The 18,356-nt window shown below is 63.2% G+C and carries 19 protein-coding genes and 3 pseudogenes; 5 read left to right on the top strand and 17 right to left on the bottom strand.

The annotated features are described in order from the left end of the window. Window positions 1-44: 44 nt before the first annotated feature. The 9 genes and pseudogenes from moaA to CU110_RS05165 form a co-directional block, all read right to left on the bottom strand. Entirely contained in the window at window positions 45-1,034 is a 990-nt protein-coding gene (gene moaA, locus CU110_RS05200; RefSeq protein ID WP_084208155.1) for a GTP 3',8-cyclase MoaA, read from the bottom strand. A 32-nt stretch (window positions 1,035-1,066) separates the two neighbouring features. Next, window positions 1,067-1,781: pseudogene (gene moaC / locus CU110_RS16595) on the bottom strand (cyclic pyranopterin monophosphate synthase MoaC). A gap of 90 nt (window positions 1,782-1,871) precedes the next feature. Continuing rightward, window positions 1,872-2,273, bottom strand: a pseudogene (locus tag CU110_RS16590) (molybdopterin-binding protein); the annotation flags it as partial. Window positions 2,274-2,308: 35 nt separating this feature from the next. Continuing rightward, entirely contained in the window at window positions 2,309-2,410 is a 102-nt protein-coding gene (locus tag CU110_RS17510) for a hypothetical protein (protein ID WP_276317909.1), read from the bottom strand. Window positions 2,411-2,502: 92 nt separating this feature from the next. Next, window positions 2,503-2,946: pseudogene (mobB, locus tag CU110_RS05185) on the bottom strand (molybdopterin-guanine dinucleotide biosynthesis protein B); the annotation flags it as partial. A 7-nt stretch (window positions 2,947-2,953) separates the two neighbouring features. Further along, a complete protein-coding gene (mobA, locus tag CU110_RS05180; RefSeq protein ID WP_240665481.1) occupies window positions 2,954-3,640 on the bottom strand; it encodes a molybdenum cofactor guanylyltransferase MobA in 687 nt (228 codons plus the stop codon). Window positions 3,641-3,653: 13 nt separating this feature from the next. Beyond that, entirely contained in the window at window positions 3,654-4,238 is a 585-nt protein-coding gene (locus CU110_RS05175; protein WP_127734767.1) for an ATP-binding cassette domain-containing protein, read from the bottom strand. Beyond that, window positions 4,239-4,913 (bottom strand): ABC transporter permease, encoded by a 675-nt coding sequence (locus CU110_RS05170; protein ID WP_205632739.1) that lies wholly within the window; start codon window positions 4,911-4,913, stop codon window positions 4,239-4,241. A gap of 26 nt (window positions 4,914-4,939) precedes the next feature. Continuing rightward, complete coding sequence (locus CU110_RS05165; protein ID WP_127734764.1) at window positions 4,940-5,827, bottom strand: substrate-binding domain-containing protein; 888 nt, start codon at window positions 5,825-5,827, stop codon at window positions 4,940-4,942. Window positions 5,828-5,843: 16 nt separating this feature from the next. On the opposite strand from CU110_RS05165, the gene CU110_RS05160 reads away from it, so the two are divergent. Continuing rightward, window positions 5,844-7,232, top strand: coding sequence for a sigma-54 dependent transcriptional regulator (locus tag CU110_RS05160; protein ID WP_240665480.1), 1,389 nt, complete (start codon window positions 5,844-5,846; stop codon window positions 7,230-7,232). 762 nt (window positions 7,233-7,994) lie between these two features. Here the strand turns inward: CU110_RS05160 and CU110_RS16585 are convergent. The 8 genes from CU110_RS16585 to CU110_RS05120 all read right to left on the bottom strand — a co-directional run bounded on the left by CU110_RS16585 (window position 7,995) and on the right by CU110_RS05120 (window position 14,775). After that, a complete protein-coding gene (locus tag CU110_RS16585; protein ID WP_240665479.1) occupies window positions 7,995-8,660 on the bottom strand; it encodes a hypothetical protein in 666 nt (221 codons plus the stop codon). Window positions 8,661-8,818: 158 nt separating this feature from the next. Next, entirely contained in the window at window positions 8,819-10,018 is a 1,200-nt protein-coding gene (locus CU110_RS16580; protein WP_276317908.1) for a uracil-xanthine permease family protein, read from the bottom strand. Window positions 10,019-10,044: 26 nt separating this feature from the next. After that, the gene (gene upp / locus CU110_RS05145) at window positions 10,045-10,674 is read right to left on the bottom strand and encodes a uracil phosphoribosyltransferase (protein ID WP_077374565.1); all 630 of its coding nucleotides are present in this window, start codon (window positions 10,672-10,674) and stop codon (window positions 10,045-10,047) included. Further along, window positions 10,671-11,396, bottom strand: a complete 726-nt coding sequence (gene ung / locus CU110_RS05140; RefSeq protein ID WP_127734755.1) for a uracil-DNA glycosylase — start codon at window positions 11,394-11,396, stop codon at window positions 10,671-10,673. The genes upp and ung overlap by 4 nt, the downstream gene beginning before the upstream one ends. Window position 11,397: 1 nt before the next feature. Continuing rightward, window positions 11,398-11,895 carry a xanthine phosphoribosyltransferase gene (gene gpt / locus CU110_RS05135; RefSeq protein ID WP_077374580.1) on the bottom strand — a complete coding sequence of 166 codons (498 nt, stop codon included), beginning with the start codon at window positions 11,893-11,895 and terminating at the stop codon, window positions 11,398-11,400. Between the two features lie 121 nt (window positions 11,896-12,016). Then, entirely contained in the window at window positions 12,017-12,562 is a 546-nt protein-coding gene (locus CU110_RS05130) for an adenine phosphoribosyltransferase (protein ID WP_077374582.1), read from the bottom strand. After that, window positions 12,562-13,863, bottom strand: coding sequence for an NCS2 family permease (locus CU110_RS05125; RefSeq protein ID WP_084208142.1), 1,302 nt, complete (start codon window positions 13,861-13,863; stop codon window positions 12,562-12,564). Before CU110_RS05125 ends, CU110_RS05130 begins: the two co-directional genes overlap by 1 nt. Window positions 13,864-14,163: 300 nt before the next feature. After that, on the bottom strand, window positions 14,164-14,775 hold the full coding sequence (locus CU110_RS05120) for a riboflavin synthase subunit alpha (RefSeq protein WP_084208141.1): 612 nt from the start codon (window positions 14,773-14,775) through the stop codon (window positions 14,164-14,166). Window positions 14,776-15,107: 332 nt separating this feature from the next. On the opposite strand from CU110_RS05120, the gene CU110_RS05115 reads away from it, so the two are divergent. The 4 genes from CU110_RS05115 (at window position 15,108) to CU110_RS05100 (ending at window position 18,354) form a co-directional block, all read left to right on the top strand. Then, window positions 15,108-16,151 carry a methionine ABC transporter ATP-binding protein gene (locus tag CU110_RS05115; protein ID WP_077374589.1) on the top strand — a complete coding sequence of 348 codons (1,044 nt, stop codon included), beginning with the start codon at window positions 15,108-15,110 and terminating at the stop codon, window positions 16,149-16,151. Beyond that, a complete protein-coding gene (locus CU110_RS05110) occupies window positions 16,132-16,785 on the top strand; it encodes a methionine ABC transporter permease (RefSeq protein ID WP_077374591.1) in 654 nt (217 codons plus the stop codon). The genes CU110_RS05115 and CU110_RS05110 overlap by 20 nt, the downstream gene beginning before the upstream one ends. A gap of 160 nt (window positions 16,786-16,945) precedes the next feature. Next, window positions 16,946-17,764, top strand: a complete 819-nt coding sequence (locus tag CU110_RS05105) for a MetQ/NlpA family ABC transporter substrate-binding protein (RefSeq protein ID WP_077375588.1) — start codon at window positions 16,946-16,948, stop codon at window positions 17,762-17,764. A gap of 101 nt (window positions 17,765-17,865) precedes the next feature. Then, on the top strand, window positions 17,866-18,354 hold the full coding sequence (locus CU110_RS05100; RefSeq protein WP_077374593.1) for a GAF domain-containing protein: 489 nt from the start codon (window positions 17,866-17,868) through the stop codon (window positions 18,352-18,354). The last annotated feature ends 2 nt before the right edge of the window (window positions 18,355-18,356 follow it).

Raw genomic sequence — 18,356 nt, 5'->3', positions numbered from 1 at the left:
CAGCACCGCCCAACAAGAACCCTGCTCGAAGGCAGGGTTCTTGTTCAGCCACCGGTCATGTTCATGAAGCGGACGATCTGGACATCACCATCGGTCGTGAAGTGGTGACGCTCCGGCTTGAGATGCATCGCCTCGATGATGGCCGCCTTGAGAGGTTCGATATTGCCGGGGTCACGGCGCATGATGGCACGCAGATCCAGCGAGTGCTCATTGCCCAGACATAGCAGTAGACGCCCTTCTACCGTCACTCGAACACGATTGCAGGTCGAGCAGAAGTTGTGACTGTGCGGCGAGATGAAGCCTACGCGCGTTTCACTGTCTGCCATGCGGAAATACCGGGCCGGTCCCAGACTGTCTTCCAGCGTCGGTATGAGCGCGTGATGCTCCTCTATCCGCGCCTGCACTTCATCGCTGGAACAGAACGTCTCCTCACGCCCGTGATCGGACACCTGCCCAAGCGGCATTTCCTCGATGAAGCTGATATCCAACCCTTCCTGGCGCGCGAAGTCGACCAGAGAAACGACCTCATGATCATTGCGCCCCTTGAGCACGACAGCATTGAGCTTGATGCGAAAGCCTTCTGCCCGCGCGGCCCGGATACCGGCGATCACCTTGTCGAGATCCCCCGTACGCGTCAGGGCCTTGAAGCGCTCAGAATCCAGAGAATCAAGACTGATGTTGAGGCGCTGCATGCCGGCGGCCTTGAGACGAGCGGCATGCTTGACCAGGCCCGCCCCATTGGTGGTCATGGAGAAATCCTTCAGCCCGTCAAGCGCGCCGATATCTTCCACCAGAGTACCGATATCGCGTCTGACCAATGGCTCACCACCGGTCAGGCGAATCTTTTCGACCCCAAGCTCCACGAAGGCGCGTGCCAGCAGGGCGATTTCCTCGAGACTCAATACCTCGTCCCGCGGTAGAAATGTCATCTCCTCGCTCATGCAATAGACACAGCGAAAGTCACAGCGATCCGTCACGGAGAGACGCACATAGCGAATGCGACGCCCGAAATCATCGACCAGGGTTTCCATCAACCATCTCCCAGGGTCTGAGGTGTCACGTCATCTCAGCCTCCCGTGACGGGCGGGAAGAAAGCGACTTCATCACCGGCCTTCAGAGGATGATCATCACGCACCATGTCCTGGTTCACGGCGCACAGCACGCGCGAGTCATTGAGCGCTTCCAGCTGCGGATCACGCAGTGCCAGGGTGCGCTTGAGCCCACCGACCGTGGCATCGGCCAGGGTGGCAGGGTTGAGCGAGAGTGACTCAAGGTCGAGACGCTCACGCAGCTCGGCCAGAAACAGGATGCGCACGCTGCCAGTCACCGCTCTTGCCACCTGTCTTGGTTTCCAGCTGGATGTCGCCGATCACGATGCCCTTATCCACCGCCTTGCACATGTCATACAGGGTCAGTGCTGCCACGGAGGCAGCCGTCAGCGCTTCCATCTCGACACCTGTGCGGCCGTTGAGGCGACAGAACACCTGTATCTCGACACAGCTGTTCACTTCATCCAGCGTGAAATCGACCGTGACCTTGGAGAGCATCAAGGCATGGCAGAGCGGGATCAGCTCATGGGTGCGCTTGGCTGCCTGGATGCCGGCGATACGCGCCGTGGCCAGCACATCTCCCTTGGGCAGGCCGCCCTCCGCCAACAAGGCCAGCGTGGCAGGCAGCATGCTGACCCGCGCACTGGCACGGGCCTCGCGCCGGGTTTCCTGCTTGTCCGCGACATCGACCATATGGGCTTCGCCGCGGGCGTTGAGATGGGTAAGGCTCATTAGCTGTCTCGTATCCGTATCAGGTCCGCCCAATGCGCCAAAGGCCAGAGGGCGCCCGGGACGCATGGCAATCCGCCACAGCGCCAGCTGGCCACAGGCCTCCAGCGCGCTGCGCACATGATCTGCCTCGCCGACCGACACGCCGCCGGAAGTGATCACCAGATCCGCCCGCGCCGCGGCATCTCGCAGGGCAATGCTCAACGCCTCGCGCTGGTCACGCAGAATGCCGAGATCCAGCACCTCGACTCCCTCGGCATGCAAGGCAGCCGTGAGGCTGAAACGGTTGGCATCATAGATGCCGCCGGCCGGCAAGGGCTCTCCCGGAGCCGTCACTTCATCACCGGTCGAGAAGATCGCCACACGCAGCGGACGATGAACGGTGAGTTCGGCCAGTCCCAGCGATGCAAGTACCCCGATGGCCGCCGGCGATAGCCATTGCCCCGCCGAGATCACGTCACTGCCACGGGCGATATCCTCACCTGCCTGACGCACATTCTGCCCTGCGCGAACGCTGCTGACGCCGTCAATCACGACCTGCTCGGCAGTCTCGGCGTGCAATAGTCGAGCTGCTCCTGCATGACCACACTGTCAGCCCCCGCCGGCAAGGCCGCACCGGTCGTGATGCGCAATGCCTCCCCCGGAGCCAGGGCGCGCCCCGTCCAGGGGTGCCCTGCCAGCGAGCTGCCGATGACTCGGAGCTGGCATCGATCCCTCCTGGCACGGCAAGTGCCCGTATCCAGGGATCATGCAAGGCCCGCAGCGGCTTGCCGACGGCCGCGCGATGCAGCTCAAGCTTGGGCAATGGCCACTGCTTGAACCCCTCGACGAGAATCAGATCCACCGCCAGCCCATCGAGCTGCGCGACAAGCTGCTCCAGATCCGCCTCCTGTTGATCGGGCGTCTCCATCATCAGCGCAAAGCGCTGGGCAGAGGCAACCAACATGGGAGTTGCCCCCGCCGAGCGCAGGCGATGACTGTCCTTGCCCGGCGTATCCACATCAAAGGCATGATGAGCGTGCTTGATGACGGCGACTCGCAGACCACGCTCACGCAAGGCCGGCAGCAACTGTTCCAGCAAGGTGGTCTTGCCCGTGCCGCTCCAGGCGGCGATGCCCAGCAGCGGACAGGCCGAGGCGGCAAGTCTCGCCGCCCAACCGGGTGACATCGCAGTCTCAGCGGGGGCCGGATTCCATCGCTCTGCACTCATCCAGCGTATTGAGATTGGCGAAGTCTTCGGCCTTGCCCGCTTGCACCGTCAGCCAGACATGTTGCGCGAACCAGCGGTCGATCTTGCGCTCACCTGCCGCCAGAGCGGCTTCCAGTGATGGCAAAAGGCCACGGTGCAGGAGGCAGATGACGGGGTGATAGCGCTCGTCATCGGCGGCCACCGCCAGCAGCGCCGGCTCAGCCGAGGCGTCATCTCCCTGCACACGGTAGCCGGCAAGCCTGTCACCGTTGGCGTGATCTATCAGCGCCACGCTCAGGGTATCCACGAGGTCATTGGGCAGGTGCGGCACGTCGCAGGCCACCACCATCACCCACTCGGTATGCGCGGCGGCCAGCGCACTGGCCATGCCCATCAGAGGGCCGTAATAGCCCGCCTCACGGTCTTCCACCAGCGGATGACCATAGGCGGCATATTCCTGATGCGAGCGATTGGCATTGATCAGCAGCTCACCGACCTGGGGCGTGAGGCGTGCCAGCACATGCGCGATCAAGGGCACCTCATTGAGCATGACCAGTCCCTTGTCGACACCGCCCATGCGCCGGGCCTGGCCGCCCGCCAGGATAACACCGGTGATGTTGGCCGGCGTCAGCGAGGCCGCCAGCTGTTCACCACTGGCCGGCAGAGGTGTCACGCCGGGATTGGGCTCAACCAGGCATGCGCTCAGTGTGCAGGCTAGCTTCCGCCAACGTCCAGCGTGCCGTACAGCCATGACTCAGCGCGTTGTCCTGATGCGAGGACAGAATCACCGCGCAACCCGCCTGGGACATCTGCTCGAGACGGATGGCCAGCTGCTCCACGGCGGCCTGGTCGAGATTGGCCGCTGGCTCATCCAGCAGCAGGACGGGAGGACGCGACAGCCAAGCGCGCGCCAGTGCCAGACGTGCACGCTCGCCACCGGACAGCGAGCGTGCCGGCTGACGGGCATGCTCGCTCAGACCGCTCCACTCCAGCATGGCCTCGACCTGATCGCGCTGCTCGCCGGCAGAGCGCCGTTGCGGCTGCCAGCGCGCCGCCAGCACCAGGTTGCCGGCCACGCTGGTATCAAAGAGATAGGGCTGCTGGTGCAGATAGCGTATCTGGCCGGCGGCCCCCTTCTGCCAGCGAAGCTCTCCACCACTGGCAGGCTGCATGCCGGCCAGCACCCTGAGCAAGGTGGTCTTGCCACTGCCATTGTCTCCGCTCAGGTGCACCCAGCCGCGCCTCGGGTCTGGCGTCCACTGCAGCGCCACTCAGACCTGTACGGCCAGCTGACCACGGCCACGCAGCAGCCCCAGCAGCAGATTGAGCACCAGGGCCAATACCAGCAGCACCATGCCCAGGGCGACCCCCTGAGCGTATTCTCCCTTGAGGGTCTCCAGGGCGATCGCGGTCGTGATGTTGCGGGTAAAGCCGGCAATGTTACCACCCACCATCATAGCGCAACCCACTTCCGCGATGATTCTACCAAACGCCGCCACCAACGCGGCCATCACCCCGAAGCGCGCCTCCATCACCAACCGCCACAACGCCGCAGGCCGGGATGCCCCCAGTTGCAATGCGGTTTCCCAGGCACGCCTGTCCACGCCAGCCAGTGCTGCATGCAGCATCACCACCAATATCGGCAGCGCCAGCAGAATCTGGCCCAGAATCATCGCTGGCTGGGTGAACAGCAGATGCCAATCCCCCAGAGGGCCTGCCCGTGACAGCAGAATGAACAGCAGCAGCCCCACCACCACGGTGGGCACGGCCATCAGGGTATTCACCAGCGAGATCAACAGCCAGCGCCCCGGGAAGGCGCAACGCACCAGCACGAAGGCGATCAGCAGAGCCGGCGGTACAGCCACCAGCATGGCCATCAGCGAGACCCGGAAAGAGACGCCGATGATTTCCCAGAGTGCGGCGTCCATGCTCAGCAGGAGGCCCATGGCCTCCTGCGTGGTATGCCAGAGCGTCACGAACGCGGCGCCGCCTGGCCATCCGCAGTCTTCTGGGCATCGAAACCGGTTTCACCGTGGCTGGCATGGAACAGCGCCTGCCCCTTGAGACGGAAGTCATCGATCGCCTGCTGACCCTCACGGGAAATCAGCCACTGAGCCAGCGCACGGGCGCCTTCGGTGTTCAGACCTTCATGATTGGCCGGGTTGACCAGAATCACCTGGTAGGGATTGAACAGGCGCGCATCTCCCTCCACCAGCACGGAAAGGTCGAGCTTGTCCTGCATGGCAAGCCAGGTGCCGCGGTCACTCAGGGTGTAATCCTGCAGCTCGCTGGCCATGCTCAGCACCTTGCCCATCCCCTGCCCCACGGCCTTGTATGCCGAGAAATCGGGGACGACATCGGCGCTCGCCCACAGCGACAGCTCCTTCTTGTGAGTCCCGGAGTCATCACCGCGTGACACGAAGCCGGCATTGCTCTCGGCAATTCTGGCCAGGGCCGCGTCCACGTCGGACATGCCCTCGACATTGGCCGGATCCGCCTTGGGCCCCAGCAGCACGAAGTCGTTGTACATCACGCCATGTGGCTCGATGCCATACCCGGCATCGACGAACTTGCGCTCCGCGCCCGGCGCATGCGTCATCACCAGATCCACATCGCCATCCTGCCCCATGCGCAATGCCTTGCCGGTCCCCACGGCGATCACCTGGATAGTGACATCGTTGGCCTGTTCGTATGCCGGCAACAGATTGTCCAGCAGGCCGGAATTGTAGGTACTGGTGGTGGTCGCGAGGCGGATGATGTCATCCGCGGCCTGAGCGGGCTGCAGGCTCAGCGCGCCGAGAGACAGACCGGCGATGGCACCCAGCAGATGGCGGGCGGAGAGGATGTGACGATGCGGCATGAGGTAGCTCCCTGCTTTGCCGACCGCATCGGTCCTGATCGTCGATGACGAGCCGGGCATGCGGCGTTACCTGGAAAAGGCGCTGGCATCCCGCTTCGCGATGATCGAAGCCGTCGAAAGCGTCGAGCAGGCCGAATCGCTGCGCTCGCGCCTGCATTTTGATCTCATCCTGCTCGACATCCGCCTGCCGGGACGTGATGGCCTTGAGTGGGAGGAGGCCCTGTCACCGTCATCGGTCAGCGACGTCATCTTCATGACGGCCTATGCCGATCTCGATACCGCCGTACGTGCCCTGCGCGCAGGTGCCAGTGATTTCATCATCAAGCCGTTCCGCCTCGAACAGCTGCACGCCGCGATAGACCGCTGCCTCGAACGCCGCCAACTGGCACGCGAGAACTTCCTGCTGCGTCGCGACAATGCACGCCACCAGGGTGAGGAGGCCAGCCTGCAGGGCGAGACCCCCGGCATGCAGGAACTCGCGCAGATCATCGCGCGCGTCGCGCCGGCCCCCTCTCCCGTGCTGATACTCGGGGAATCCGGCACCGGCAAGGAACTGGCGGCACGCGACCTGCACCGTCTCTCCGGACGGCGCGGTGCCTTCGTACCGGTCAACTGTGGCGCCATCAGTCCGGAACTTCTCGAGAGCGAGCTTTTCGGTCACCTCAAGGGGGCCTTCACCGGCGCCCACCGCGGACGTGATGGGCTGTTCAGCTTCGCCGATGGCGGCACCCTGTTTCTGGATGAAATCGGCGAGATGCCGCTGACCATGCAGTCCAGGCTGTTGCGGGTACTGGAAACCCGACGCGTGCGCCCAGTGGGCGGTGAGCAAGAGCAGGCCGTCGATGTGCGCATCGTGGCCGCCACCCATCGCACGCTCGAGACGGAGGTCGCGGCGGGTCGCTTTCGAGAAGACCTCTACTACCGCTTGAACGTGCTCAGCTTGCGGCTGCCGGCACTGCGGGATCGCCCCGCGGACATTCCTGCCCTGGCCCTGCATTTCTCTCGACAGCTGTCGCGCGAACTGGGACTGCCCGAGGTCCCCTGGGATCACACCGACCTTGCACGCCTGTGTCGCTATGCCTGGCCCGGCAACGTGCGTGAATTGAAGAATGTCATCGAGCGCGCGCTGCTGCTGGGCCGCCTGCCCGGCGATGCCCTCCCGGCCCTCACCGCTCGGCTGATGACCCTGCATGATCCAGCGCCTGCGCCATTACCTTGCCGGCTCGCTGCGCCGTCGCTTGCTGGTGCTGACGCTGGCCCCGCTGCTGCTGCTGCTGCTGGCGCTGGTCGGCCTGACCGCCTATTGGACCACCGCCTACACCGACCGCCAGCTGTACATGAACGTGCGCAGCGACCTCGATGTGGCAAGCCGCACGCTGCAACGTCAGCACCAGCGGCTTCGTGACGGCCTGGAAACCCTGCGCCGCAACCTGCGCCACTGGCGCCTCGTCTGAAGGCGTTGCGTGAGACCCTCAACGCCGATTGGCTCCGCTGGCTGCCAGCGGAGCAGCTCGGACAGACGCCCGGTGTCGCCGCCCTGGTTCCGCGTCTGCGCCAGGGCGAGAGTCTGGATGGCCTCGACATGCTCAGCGGCGATTCGCTGGCATCCCTCGACCCCTTGCTGGCAGAGCGGGCCCGCCTGGCCCTGCGCCGGACCCCCCATGCACAACCCAGCGCGCGGCGTGAGGAAACGCGCGGCATGCTGCTGCGTGCGCTGGTGCCGATCATGGATTCACGCGGGACGCTCGTGGGCGTGCTTGATGCCGGGCGGCTGCTCAATCGTGACCCGAACCTGGTGGATGAGATCCGCGATCTCCTCTACGGCCCGGGGACGCTGCCGCTGGATGGCACAGGCACCATCACCCTGTTTCTGGACGATGTCCGAATTGCCACCAACGTGACTGACAGCACCGGTGAACGCGCACTCGGCACGCAGGCCTCGCTCGAAGTGACCCGTCAGGTCATCGGTGAGGGGCAGCGCTACGTCAATCGCGCCTTCGTGGTACGCGACTGGTTCGTTGCCGCCTATGCGCCTCTGGATTCTCTGGACGGCCAGCGGATCGGCATGATCTACGCGGGCTACCCCCAGGCACCCTACGTGCGACTCTACCGGGAGACATTGGTCCACATCAGCCTGGTACTGCTGGCGGTCAGCCTGTTGGGAGTTCTACTGGTCTGGGGCGGGGTCGAGCGCCTGATGCGCCCCATTCGCCAGATACGCCATGTGGTGCATGCCGTTCGCGATGCACCCTCCAGTGATGGGCTGCGCATCGGGCCGCTTGCCTCGCTTGGGCCAGAACAGCGTCGTGGTGATGAGCTGGATGAGCTGGCGCAGGAATTCGATACCATGCTGGCGCGGCTGGAGGCGCACCGCAGCGAGATTCAGGCGGCCGCCAATACCCTGGAAGCCCAGGTCGAGGACCGCACGCGTGACTTGAGCGCACAGACGAACACGCTGCGCGAGCGCAGCCAGGCACTGGAGGAGCATGTCCGCCTGTTGCGCGAAGCACGCGCGAAGCTGTTGACCCGCGAGAAGCTGGCAGCACTCGGGGAACTCACGGCAGGCATCGGGCATGAGATCAACAATCCCGCCGCCGTCATCCTCGGGCATGTCGAGTTGATCGAAGTCATTCTCGGCGACCAGGCAGACCCCGTACGCGAGGAAATCGCGACCATCATCCATCAGGTGGAACGGATTCGCGCGCTGGTCGACAACCTGCGCCAATATGCACGTGACCCACACCTCAGCCAGATTCATCCAGATGAGGCCATCCATAGCGTCGAAGTACTGGTACGCCATGCGCTGGATCATCACGGACACAGATTGACGCATGAGCTCTCGGCGACACGTCAGATCGAGGCCGACCGCGCCCAGCTGACACAGGTGCTGGTCAATCTGCTCATCAATGCCATCGAGATGGCACCCGGACCGGACACGCTATGCATCACCAGCGCCGATCGGGACGCGACGCTCGCCGGTGTGGAGGAGGATTACTCCCCCTCTTTCGCCGGGGGCAGCACCAGATTGAGCACGATCCCCAGAATGGCCGCCAGGCTGACGCCCTGCAGCGTGAACTGGCCACCACCAACCTGCATGCCGCCAATCCCGAAGACCAGAATCAAGGATGCGATCACGAGATTGCGCGGCGCGGTAAGCGAATCACCGGCACGCACCAGGGTGTTCATCCCCACCACGGCGATCGACCCGAACAGCAAGCACATGATGCCACCCATGACAGGGGTGGGAATCGTCTGCAGTACCGCCCCCACCTTGCCGATGAAGGCAAGCGAGATGGCCACGCAGGCCGCGACGGTCATGACACGCGGATTGAAATTGCGCGTCAGCATGACGGCGCCCGTCACTTCCGAGTATGTCGTGTTGGGCGGTCCACCGAACAATGAGGCCGCGCTGGTGGCCAGGCCATCTCCCAGCAGTGTCCGATGCAGTCCCGGCTTCTTCAGATAGTTCTGACGCGTCACGGAGCCGATGGCCACCATGTCACCGATATGCTCCACGGCCGGCGCGATGGCGACCGGAATCATGAACAGGATGGCGGAGAACTCGAAGGTAGGAGCGGTGAAGCTTGGCAAGGCCAGCCACGCCGCCTCCGCCACAGGCGACAGGTCGATCACCCCCATGGCCAGTCCCAGCAGATAGCCGGTGATGATCCCGCCGAGAATCGGGATGAGGCGCCACAGTCCGCGACCGAAGATCGACAGTACCAAGGTGACGGCAAGACTCACCAGCGAGAGGGTCAGTGCCTGTCCATGAGAAATGGTGTCACTGAATTCCCCCGTGGCCATCTGGACGGCGGTCGGTGCCAGCGCCAGTCCGATCACCATGATGACAGGCCCCACCACCACGGCAGGCAACAGGCGATGCACGATACCGACGCCCTTGAGACGAATGCACTGCGCCAGCAACACATAGACCAGTCCGGCAACGAACAATCCCCCCATGGTGGCGGGAATGCCGAAGTTGGCGACCGAGCTCTGGATGGGGGCGATGAAGGCGAATGACGAGGCGAGAAAGACCGGCACGCTCGCCTTGGTGACGCTCTGGAAGACCAGCGTCCCGACCCCTGCCGTGAACAGCGCGACGTTGGGATCAAGGCCAGTCAGCAACGGCACCAGCACCAGCGCACCGAAGGCCACGAAGAGCATCTGTGCTCCCGTGATCAGCGTCGCCAGCGTGAAAGGCTCCTTCTCAGGGGCGCTTAGCGCGTGCCGAAGATCTTGTCACCGGCGTCACCAAGACCCGGGACGATGTAGCCATTCTCATCAAGACGATCATCGACGGAAGCCGTGAAGATCTCGATGTCAGGATAGGACTCCTGCACCTTGGCGATGCCTTCTGGTGCCGCAACCAGCACGATCACCTTGATCTGCTGGCAGCCCTTGGCCTTCAGCATGTCCAGCGTGGCGATCATGGAACCGCCTGTCGCCAGCATCGGGTCGATGACGATCGCCAGACGCTCATCGAGATCCGAGACGAACTTCTCGAAGTACGGTACCGGCTCGAGGGTTTCCTCATCACGGTACAGCCCCACCACGCTGATGCGCGCGCTGGGAATCAGGTCCGTCACCCCTTCCAGCATGCCGAGACCGGCACGCAGGATCGGCACGATGGTCACTTTCTTGCCCTTGATGCTCTGGACGTCCAGCTCGTTGCCGCTCCAGGCGTCAATGGTGGTAGTTTCCAGCTCAAGGTCCTGGGTTGCCTCATAGGTCAACAGCTTGGCGACCTCACTGGCCAGCTCACGGAAGCTCTTGGTGCTGATGCCTGCTGCACGCATCAGGCCGAGCTTGTGCTGGACCAGTGGATGATTGATGGCATGGACGCTCATGGAAATACCTCTTGGGACAGAAGAGGCAGCTGCCAATCTATCGGCACATCGCCACGTGCCTCCAGCCAGGCATTGGCCTGTGAGAAGTGACGAGAACCGAAGAATCCGCGGTGCGCTGCGAGAGGCGACGGATGCGGAGCGTGGAGTACCAGATGCTTCTGGCGATCCACGGCCCCCGCCTTCTTCTGGGCATGACTGCCCCAGAGCAGGAAGACGACACCCTCGCAGTGCTGGTTGATCACGTCGATGGCGCGGTCGGTGAACTGCTCCCAACCTTGCTTCTGATGCGAGGCGGCCTTGCCCTGCTCGACCGTCAGCACGCTATTGAGCAGCAACACCCCTTGCTCCGCCCAGCTTTCGAGGAAGCCGTGATCCACGGGTTCGACCCCGACATCGACAGCCAGTTCCTTGTAGATGTTCTTCAGTGAGGGCGGCGGGCGCACGCCGGGGCGTACCGAGAAGCACAGACCATGTGCCTGGTCCGGCCCGTGATAGGGGTCCTGCCCCAGGATCACGACCTTGACGTTGCTCAGCGGGGTCAGCCAGAAGGCGCGAAACCAGTCCTGCGAGTGCGGGTAGATCACCTTGCCGGCATCTTTCTCGACGCGCAGGAAGGCCTTGAGCCGCTGCATGTACTCGGCATGGAATTCCTGCCCGAGATGCGCCTGCCAGTCGGCAGGCAGCACCTGGGAGCTACCGGAGGTGGCAGTCTCCAACGGCATGTCAGCTGTCGCTCTCTTGCTTCTTGAGCTGCTCGGAGATCGGTTCGACGTAGGCGATTCCCATGTCCCACGGGAACTGGATCCAGCAGTTCTGCGGCACTTCGGTGATGAAATCATCGACCAGCGGACGGCCTTCCGGCTTGGCGTAGACGGTCACGAAATGGGCCTTGGGCAACATGTCGCGCACGGCACGTGCGGTGTTGCCGGTGTCGACGAGGTCATCGACCAGCAGCCAGCCGTCACCGTCATGATCGACGCCCTTGACCACTTCCAGACCACCCTGCTCCATGTGGTCGTGGTAGCTCTTGATGCACACGGTGTCGATATGGCGGATGCCCAGCTCACGGGCGATCAGGCCAGCCGGGATCAACCCACCACGGGTGATGGCGATGATGCCCTTGTAGTCACGACCGATCAGGTCATGACAGAGCGCGCGCACGTCGCGGTGCAGCTGGTCCCAGGAGACGATGAAATGGTCGTGATAGCGTTCGGAAGACATGTGGGTCACTCGCAATGACGGAACAGGAACAAAGCATGGTGGCTGGCGTGCCACCCTACAAGGGACAGATCGCAACGACGATGGCCCTGCCAGAAGACAGGGCCATCGTCGTTGCGCAGGCTTACTCGGCTTCGGTAAAGCTGCAGGCGGCGAAGACGCTGTGGCCTTCTTCGCGGATCTTGGCGGAACCGCCCAGCTCCGGCAGGTCGATGATCGCGGCGGTCTCCACCACGATACCGCCGGTGCGCTCGATCAACTTGCAGGCCGCCAGCATGGTGCCACCGGTGGCGATCAGGTCATCCATCACCAGGATGCGATCGCCTTCACGGAAGGCATCGGAATGCAGTTCGACGGTGGACTCACCGTATTCCAGCGTGTAGGTCTCGCTGATGGTCTTGAACGGCAGCTTGCCCTTCTTGCGCACCGGCACGAAGCTGCAGCCCAGCTCATAGGCCAGCGGTGCACCGATGATGAAGCCGCGTGCATCGATGGCGGCGATGGCGTCGATCTCCATCTCCTGATAGCGGTGCACGAAGGAGTCGATCAGCTTGCGGAACGCGGCGGAATTCTGCAGCACCGGCGTGATGTCGCGGAAGTTGACACCCGGCTGGGGCCAATCCGGCACGGTGCGGATGACAGACTTGATGTAGTCGCTGTAGATGCTCATTAAAGGGCTCCGTCGAGGAACAGGTATTTGCAGGCAAACAGGACGGCGAGAATCACCAGCCCCGGGCTCAGATCACGATAGCGGCCAGAGAACAGCTTGATCACGGCGTAGCTGATGAAGCCCAGTGCGATCCCGTTGGCAATCGAGTAGGTCAGTGGCATCACCAGGGTGGCGATCACCACTGGCGCGGCTTCGGTAATGTCATTCCAGTCGATGCGTGCCAGGCCACCTGTCATCAGGCAGGCAACATAGAGCAGCGCACCCGCGGTGGCAAAGGCGGGGATGGAGGTGGCCAGCGGTGACAGGAACAGGCTGACGAGAAACAGTCCCGCCACGACCACCGCGGTCAGTCCTGTGCGTCCGCCTGCCGCCACACCGGTGGCAGATTCGATATAGCTGGTGACATTCGAGGTCCCCATCACCGAACCGGCCATGGTCGCGCTGGAGTCTGCCATCAGGGCACGGCCGAGACGCGGCAGGTGGCCACGCTCGTTGGTGAGTCCCGCCTGCTGGGAGACGGCGATCAACGTGCCCGAGGTATCGAACAGATCGACGAACAGGAACGCGAAGATGATCGACACCATGCCCAGGTTGAAGGCGCCGGCGATGTCGAGCTGTGCGAATGTCGGCAGCATGCTCGGCGGCATCGAGGCAAGACCATGGAAGTCATTGTTGCCGGTCAGGGTCGCCAGCAGCGTCACCACCAGGATGCCGATCATCACGGCGCCGATCACCTTGCGGTAGGACAGCGCGACGATCAGGAAGAATGACAGCAGCGCATACAGGGCTGCCGGCGAGGACAGATCACCCAACGTGACCAGGGTGCCCGGTGCATCAACGACGATGCCGCTGCCCTGCAGCGCGATGATCGCCATGAACAGGCCGATGCCCGCGGCGATGCCCGTCTTCAGTGAGGCCGGAATGGCGTTGATGATCCACTCCCGGATCTTGAAGGCGGAGAGCAGGAAGAAACTCACCCCGGACAGGAAGACCGCGCCCAGCGCGATCTGCCAGGGAACGCCCATCTGCCCCGCCACCGTATAGGTGAAGAAGGCCGTCAGGCCCATGCCGGGTGCCAGCGCGATCGGGTAGTTGGCGTAGAGCCCCATGATCAGGCAGCCAAGGGCAGCTGCCAGACAGGTCGCCACGAAGACGGCGCCGTGATCCATGCCGGTGGAGGCCAGCATCGAGGGGGCAACGAAGATGATATAGGCCATCGCCAGGAAGGAAGTGAATCCGGCGATGACTTCGGTACGCACATTGGTACCGTGCTCCGAGAGCTTGAAGAGACGTTCCAGCATGAGGGAAACCCTTATCCTTGAGCAGTGCCTGTCCGGCAAGCCGCAGTGGTCGATGACGTTCGGGAACAGCGGATCAACACGAACTCACTCGGACAGGTATGCTGCACAGGGGGCAACCATGGCTTCCCCCTCGTTCAGCCTGCCTGAACCACGATGCCCTGCCGGTGGCAGGGCATCGAAAGGCGCAACATGGTACCCAAAGGTCTGCAGCGAATCGAGCATTGCAGGCATATTTCCTGACCGGTCAGACGGGTTCTGGCGTCCTGCCAGCGAATTGACCCCGCAGGAAGCCTGCAAGCCTCATGCCAGCCGTGAGGCCATGACTCGCTCCACCGTCTCGACGATGGCCTGGGTCTGGGGGTCCACCTCGAGATTGACCCGATCCCCCACCGCGCGCTCACCCATCAGGGTGCGCTCCAGAGTTTCCGGTATCAGATTGACGCAGAAACGCGTGCCCTGGACCTCCCCGATGGTCAGACTGACACCGTCAAGTCCCACATAGCCCTTGTCGAACAGGAAACGCATCAGCTCAGCGGGAGCCTGGAACCAGATCCGGCGATTGTCGGCCGTGGCTTCAATGGCATCGAGGGTGACCATCGCCATGACGTGACCGGACATGGAGTGGCCACCGATTTCATCCCCGAAGCGCGCTGCCCGCTCGATGTTGACCCGACTGCCCACCTTGAGCTCGCCGAGGTTGGTCAGTCGCAGTGTCTCACGCATCAGATCGAAACTGGCCAGCTGACCCTCGAGTGCCGTCACGGTCAGGCAGCAACCGTTGTGCGCCACTGACGCCCCGGTTTCCAGCCCCTGCTCCAACCCCTGCGGCAACCGGACCTGATGGATACGAAACTCCGGACGCTCTTCAATGGCGACCACTTCCGCCATGCCTTGCACGATACCGGTGAACATGCGTGTAAGACATCTCTGACAGCGAGTATCGGCAAATTGCCATATCGAACGACAGTTCGAATAAACCGTCAACGCCAGACCAAAGTCGTTGACACCCCGAGGGTGACTGATAGAATGCGCCTCAAATCTGTTTGGCGCCGATTTGTACCCGGATTGCGGGCGCCCACTTCGAGAGTCTGTCTCCCGGGGTGCAAGTTCTGCTAAAAGGGTGTGTCCAGCGTTGATGGCCACCCATCTTGGGTGGTCTTTTTTTCCTCGACACACGCAGAACAGGCGGCTTGCCGCAGACCTTCGCCCGCATTCCGGTTGGTGCCTTAACCATTCGGACCCCCATGATCACACTCAAGAACGTCTCCAAGACTTACGGCAGTGGTGACAAGGCCGTGGTCGCGCTCAAGGATGCCAGTCTCACGGTTCCCCAGGGCGCCATTACCGGTGTCATCGGCCTGTCCGGTGCCGGAAAATCGACCCTGATTCGCTGCGTCAATCTGCTCGAACGCCCCACCGAGGGCAGTGTCGTGGTCGATGGTCAGGAGCTGACCGCACTCGACGACAGCGCCCTGCGTCGTGCTCGCCACCAGATCGGCATGATCTTCCAGCACTTCAACCTGCTGTCCTCGCGCACCGTCTTCGCCAACGTGGCCTTGCCGCTGGAACTGGCCGGAATCTCCAAGGCCGAGATCAGCCAGCGCGTCGAGCCACTGCTGGAACTGACCGGCCTGAGCGACAAGGCAAGCCAGTATCCTGCCCAGCTGTCCGGCGGACAGAAGCAGCGCGTCGCCATCGCTCGCGCACTCGCCAGCCGCCCCAAGGTGCTGCTGTGCGATGAAGCCACCTCGGCGCTCGACCCCCAGACCACTGCCTCCATTCTCGAGCTGCTCAAGGACATCAATGCCAAGCTGGGCCTGACCATCCTGCTGATCACCCATGAAATGGAAGTGGTCAAGAGCATCTGTGATCAGGTCGCATTGATCAGCGGCGGCGAGCTGGTGGAAGTGGCGGCGGTCGGCGATTTCTTCACCGCCCCGCAGACCCGCCTGGGCCGCGAATTCCTCAATGAATTCCTGGAACTCGAACCACCGCGCGCACTGGTCGAGCGCCTGGAGGCGACTCCCGGCCCGCACACCCATCCGGTGGTCCGTCTGGCCTTCAGTGGCGACGCCGTCTCCACGCCGCTGATCTCGCGCCTTGCGCGTGAGTGTCAGGTGGACGTCAGCATCCTGCAGGCCAAGGTGGAATCCATTCAGGACCGCACCCTGGGCCTGATGATCGCCGAACTGATGGGCGACAGCGCCCAGACCCAGCAGGCGCTGGACTATCTCGAATCCCACGACCTGAAAGTGGAGGTGCTCGGCCATGTCACCCGCACTGCTTGAACTCGTCCTGTCCTCCACCCTCGAGACCCTCTACATGGTCGCGGTGGCAGGCCTGATCTCCGCGGCACTCGGCATTCCGCTGGGCGTGGCACTCTACACCTCGCGCCCGGGCCAGATTCTCGCGCGCCCGGTGCTCAACAGCGTGCTGAGCATCATCACCAACATCGGCCGCTCGGTGCCCTTCATCATCCTGATGGTGGCGATCATCCCGCTGACACGCCTGATCGCCGGCAGCTCGATCGGCACCAATGCCGCCATCGTGCCGCTGACCATCGCCTCGATTCCCTTCGTCGCCCGTCTGATCGAAGGCGCCTTGAATGAAGTCGGCCCGGGGCTGGTCGAGGCCGCTCAGGCCATGGGTGCCACGCCGATGCAGATCATCACCAAGGTCCTGCTGCCGGAAGCACGCGGCGGCATCATCAATGGTCTGACCATCACCGTGGTCACCTTGATCAGCTATTCCGCCATGGCCGGTACCGTCGGTGGCGGCGGCCTGGGGGATCTCGGCATCCGCTACGGCTACAACCGCTTCGACCCGATGGTGATGCTGGTGACCGTGGTCATCCTCGTCGTCATGGTGCAAGGCTTCCAGAGCCTGGGCGACCATCTGGTGCGCAAGTCGAACCACAAGTAAGCCTCGCTCCATGAGCGGTGAGTGATCCACCAGTGGCGATCGATCTACAAATCACATGGCTTTCGGTATCGTGACGGCTCATCACAATGAGCCGTCACTCATAACATCCCGCGGACCCCGCCGGTCACGTCGGATCACAAGGAGAACATCGATGCGCAACATGCTGACCACGCTTTCTTCCCCGCTGCGCCTTGCCGGTGCTGCCACCCTGCTCGGCGCCACCCTGCTGGCAGGCTGCGGCAACGACGCGTCCGACGAGAACACCCTCAAGATGGGTACCGTCGCAGGTCCGGAAACCGAGGTGATGAAGGTCGCGGCCGAGATCGCCAAGGAAAAGTACGACCTGAACGTCGAGATCACCGAGTTCACCGACTACGTATCTCCCAACGCCGCTCTGGCCGATGGCTCGCTGGATGCCAACGCCTACCAGCACCAGCCGTACATGGAATCCATGGTGCGTGAGCGCGGCTACAAGTTCGCCAGCGCCGGCAAGACCTTCGTGTACCCGATCGGTGCCTATTCCGAGAAGTACGAAGACATCAGCGAACTGCCGGACGGCGCGACCATCGCACTGCCGAACGACCCGTCCAACGAAGGCCGCTCCCTGATCCTGATGCACGACCTGGGCATGATCGAGCTGACCGACAAGGACAACCTCGAAGCGACCCCGATCGACGTCGCCAAGAACCCGCATGACTACCAGTTCAAGGAAATCGAGGCTGCCCAGCTGCCGCGCATCCTGCCGGACGTCGACCTGGCCTTCATCAACAACACCTTCGCTCAGCCGGCTGGCCTGAAACCGGAAGACGCGCTGATCCGTGAAGGCGCCGAGTCCCCGTACGTCAACCTGATCGTCGTGCGCCAGGGCGATGAAGACAGCGAGAAGGTGCAGAAGCTGGTCAAGGCCTACCAGACACCGGAAGTCGAAGCCAAGGCCGAAGAGCTGTTCAAGGGCGCTGCGGTACCGGGCTGGAAATAAGCCTGCGCAAGAGCGCGCGCGTAGGGCGTGCTTGAAACAGGCGACCCGCGACCGCATCCCTGCGTCACCGGCATCAACCCGCCATCCACTCAGGAGCCAACATGGCCACTCGTCCCGACTACTCACTGCTGGCCCGCCAGCTGGACGCCACGCTCGACACTCGCGACTGGCTGACCAACGCCTCCCAGACGGCTGCCTTCATCAACATGACGGTGGCGGACCTCAACTGGGCAGGCTTCTATGTGCAACGTCAGCCGCAGATCCTGCACCTGGGACCGTTCCAGGGTCAGCCGGCCTGCCACCCGATCCCCTTCACCAAGGGCGTGTGTGGCGCTGCCGCGACCCAGCGCACCACTCAGCGTATCGCGGATGTGCATGCCTTCCCGGGCCATATCGCCTGTGACGCCGCGTCGCGCAGCGAGCTGGTCATCCCCGTTCTCATCGAGCAGAACGGCCAGCAAGTGCTGTGGGGCGTGCTGGACCTGGATAGCCCCAGCCCCGAGCGCTTCGATGAAGAGGATCAAGCCGGCATCGAACGCCTGGTCGAGATCTTCATCGCCTCCAGCGATTTCGACAGCGTGCCCGCCTGATA

Origin of the sequence: Cobetia sp. ICG0124 (genome assembly GCF_004006355.1) — a bacterium.
In the GTDB taxonomy this organism is placed as follows: domain Bacteria; phylum Pseudomonadota; class Gammaproteobacteria; order Pseudomonadales; family Halomonadaceae; genus Cobetia; species Cobetia marina.
This window is presented reverse-complemented; position numbering and strand designations above follow the sequence as displayed.

Coding starts and splice junctions, on each gene's coding strand:
- CU110_RS05170 (WP_205632739.1), bottom strand. CDS start 4,913: ATGGGCCTCCTGCTGAGCATGGACGCCGCACTCTGGGAAATCATCGGC.
- CU110_RS05165 (WP_127734764.1), bottom strand. CDS start 5,827: ATGCCGCATCGTCACATCCTCTCCGCCCGCCATCTGCTGGGTGCCATC.
- CU110_RS16585 (WP_240665479.1), bottom strand. CDS start 8,660: ATGCGTCAATCTGTGTCCGTGATGATCCAGCGCATGGCGTACCAGTAC.
- upp (WP_077374565.1), bottom strand. CDS start 10,674: ATGAGCGTCCATGCCATCAATCATCCACTGGTCCAGCACAAGCTCGGC.
- ung (WP_127734755.1), bottom strand. CDS start 11,396: ATGCCGTTGGAGACTGCCACCTCCGGTAGCTCCCAGGTGCTGCCTGCC.
- gpt (WP_077374580.1), bottom strand. CDS start 11,895: ATGTCTTCCGAACGCTATCACGACCATTTCATCGTCTCCTGGGACCAG.
- CU110_RS05130 (WP_077374582.1), bottom strand. CDS start 12,562: ATGAGCATCTACAGCGACTACATCAAGTCTGTCATCCGCACCGTGCCG.
- CU110_RS05125 (WP_084208142.1), bottom strand. CDS start 13,863: ATGCTGGAACGTCTCTTCAAGCTCTCGGAGCACGGTACCAATGTGCGT.
- CU110_RS05120 (WP_084208141.1), bottom strand. CDS start 14,775: ATGTTCACCGGTATCGTGCAAGGCATGGCGGAAGTGGTCGCCATTGAA.
- CU110_RS05115 (WP_077374589.1), top strand. CDS start 15,108: ATGATCACACTCAAGAACGTCTCCAAGACTTACGGCAGTGGTGACAAG.
- CU110_RS05110 (WP_077374591.1), top strand. CDS start 16,132: ATGTCACCCGCACTGCTTGAACTCGTCCTGTCCTCCACCCTCGAGACC.
- CU110_RS05105 (WP_077375588.1), top strand. CDS start 16,946: ATGCTGACCACGCTTTCTTCCCCGCTGCGCCTTGCCGGTGCTGCCACC.
- CU110_RS05100 (WP_077374593.1), top strand. CDS start 17,866: ATGGCCACTCGTCCCGACTACTCACTGCTGGCCCGCCAGCTGGACGCC.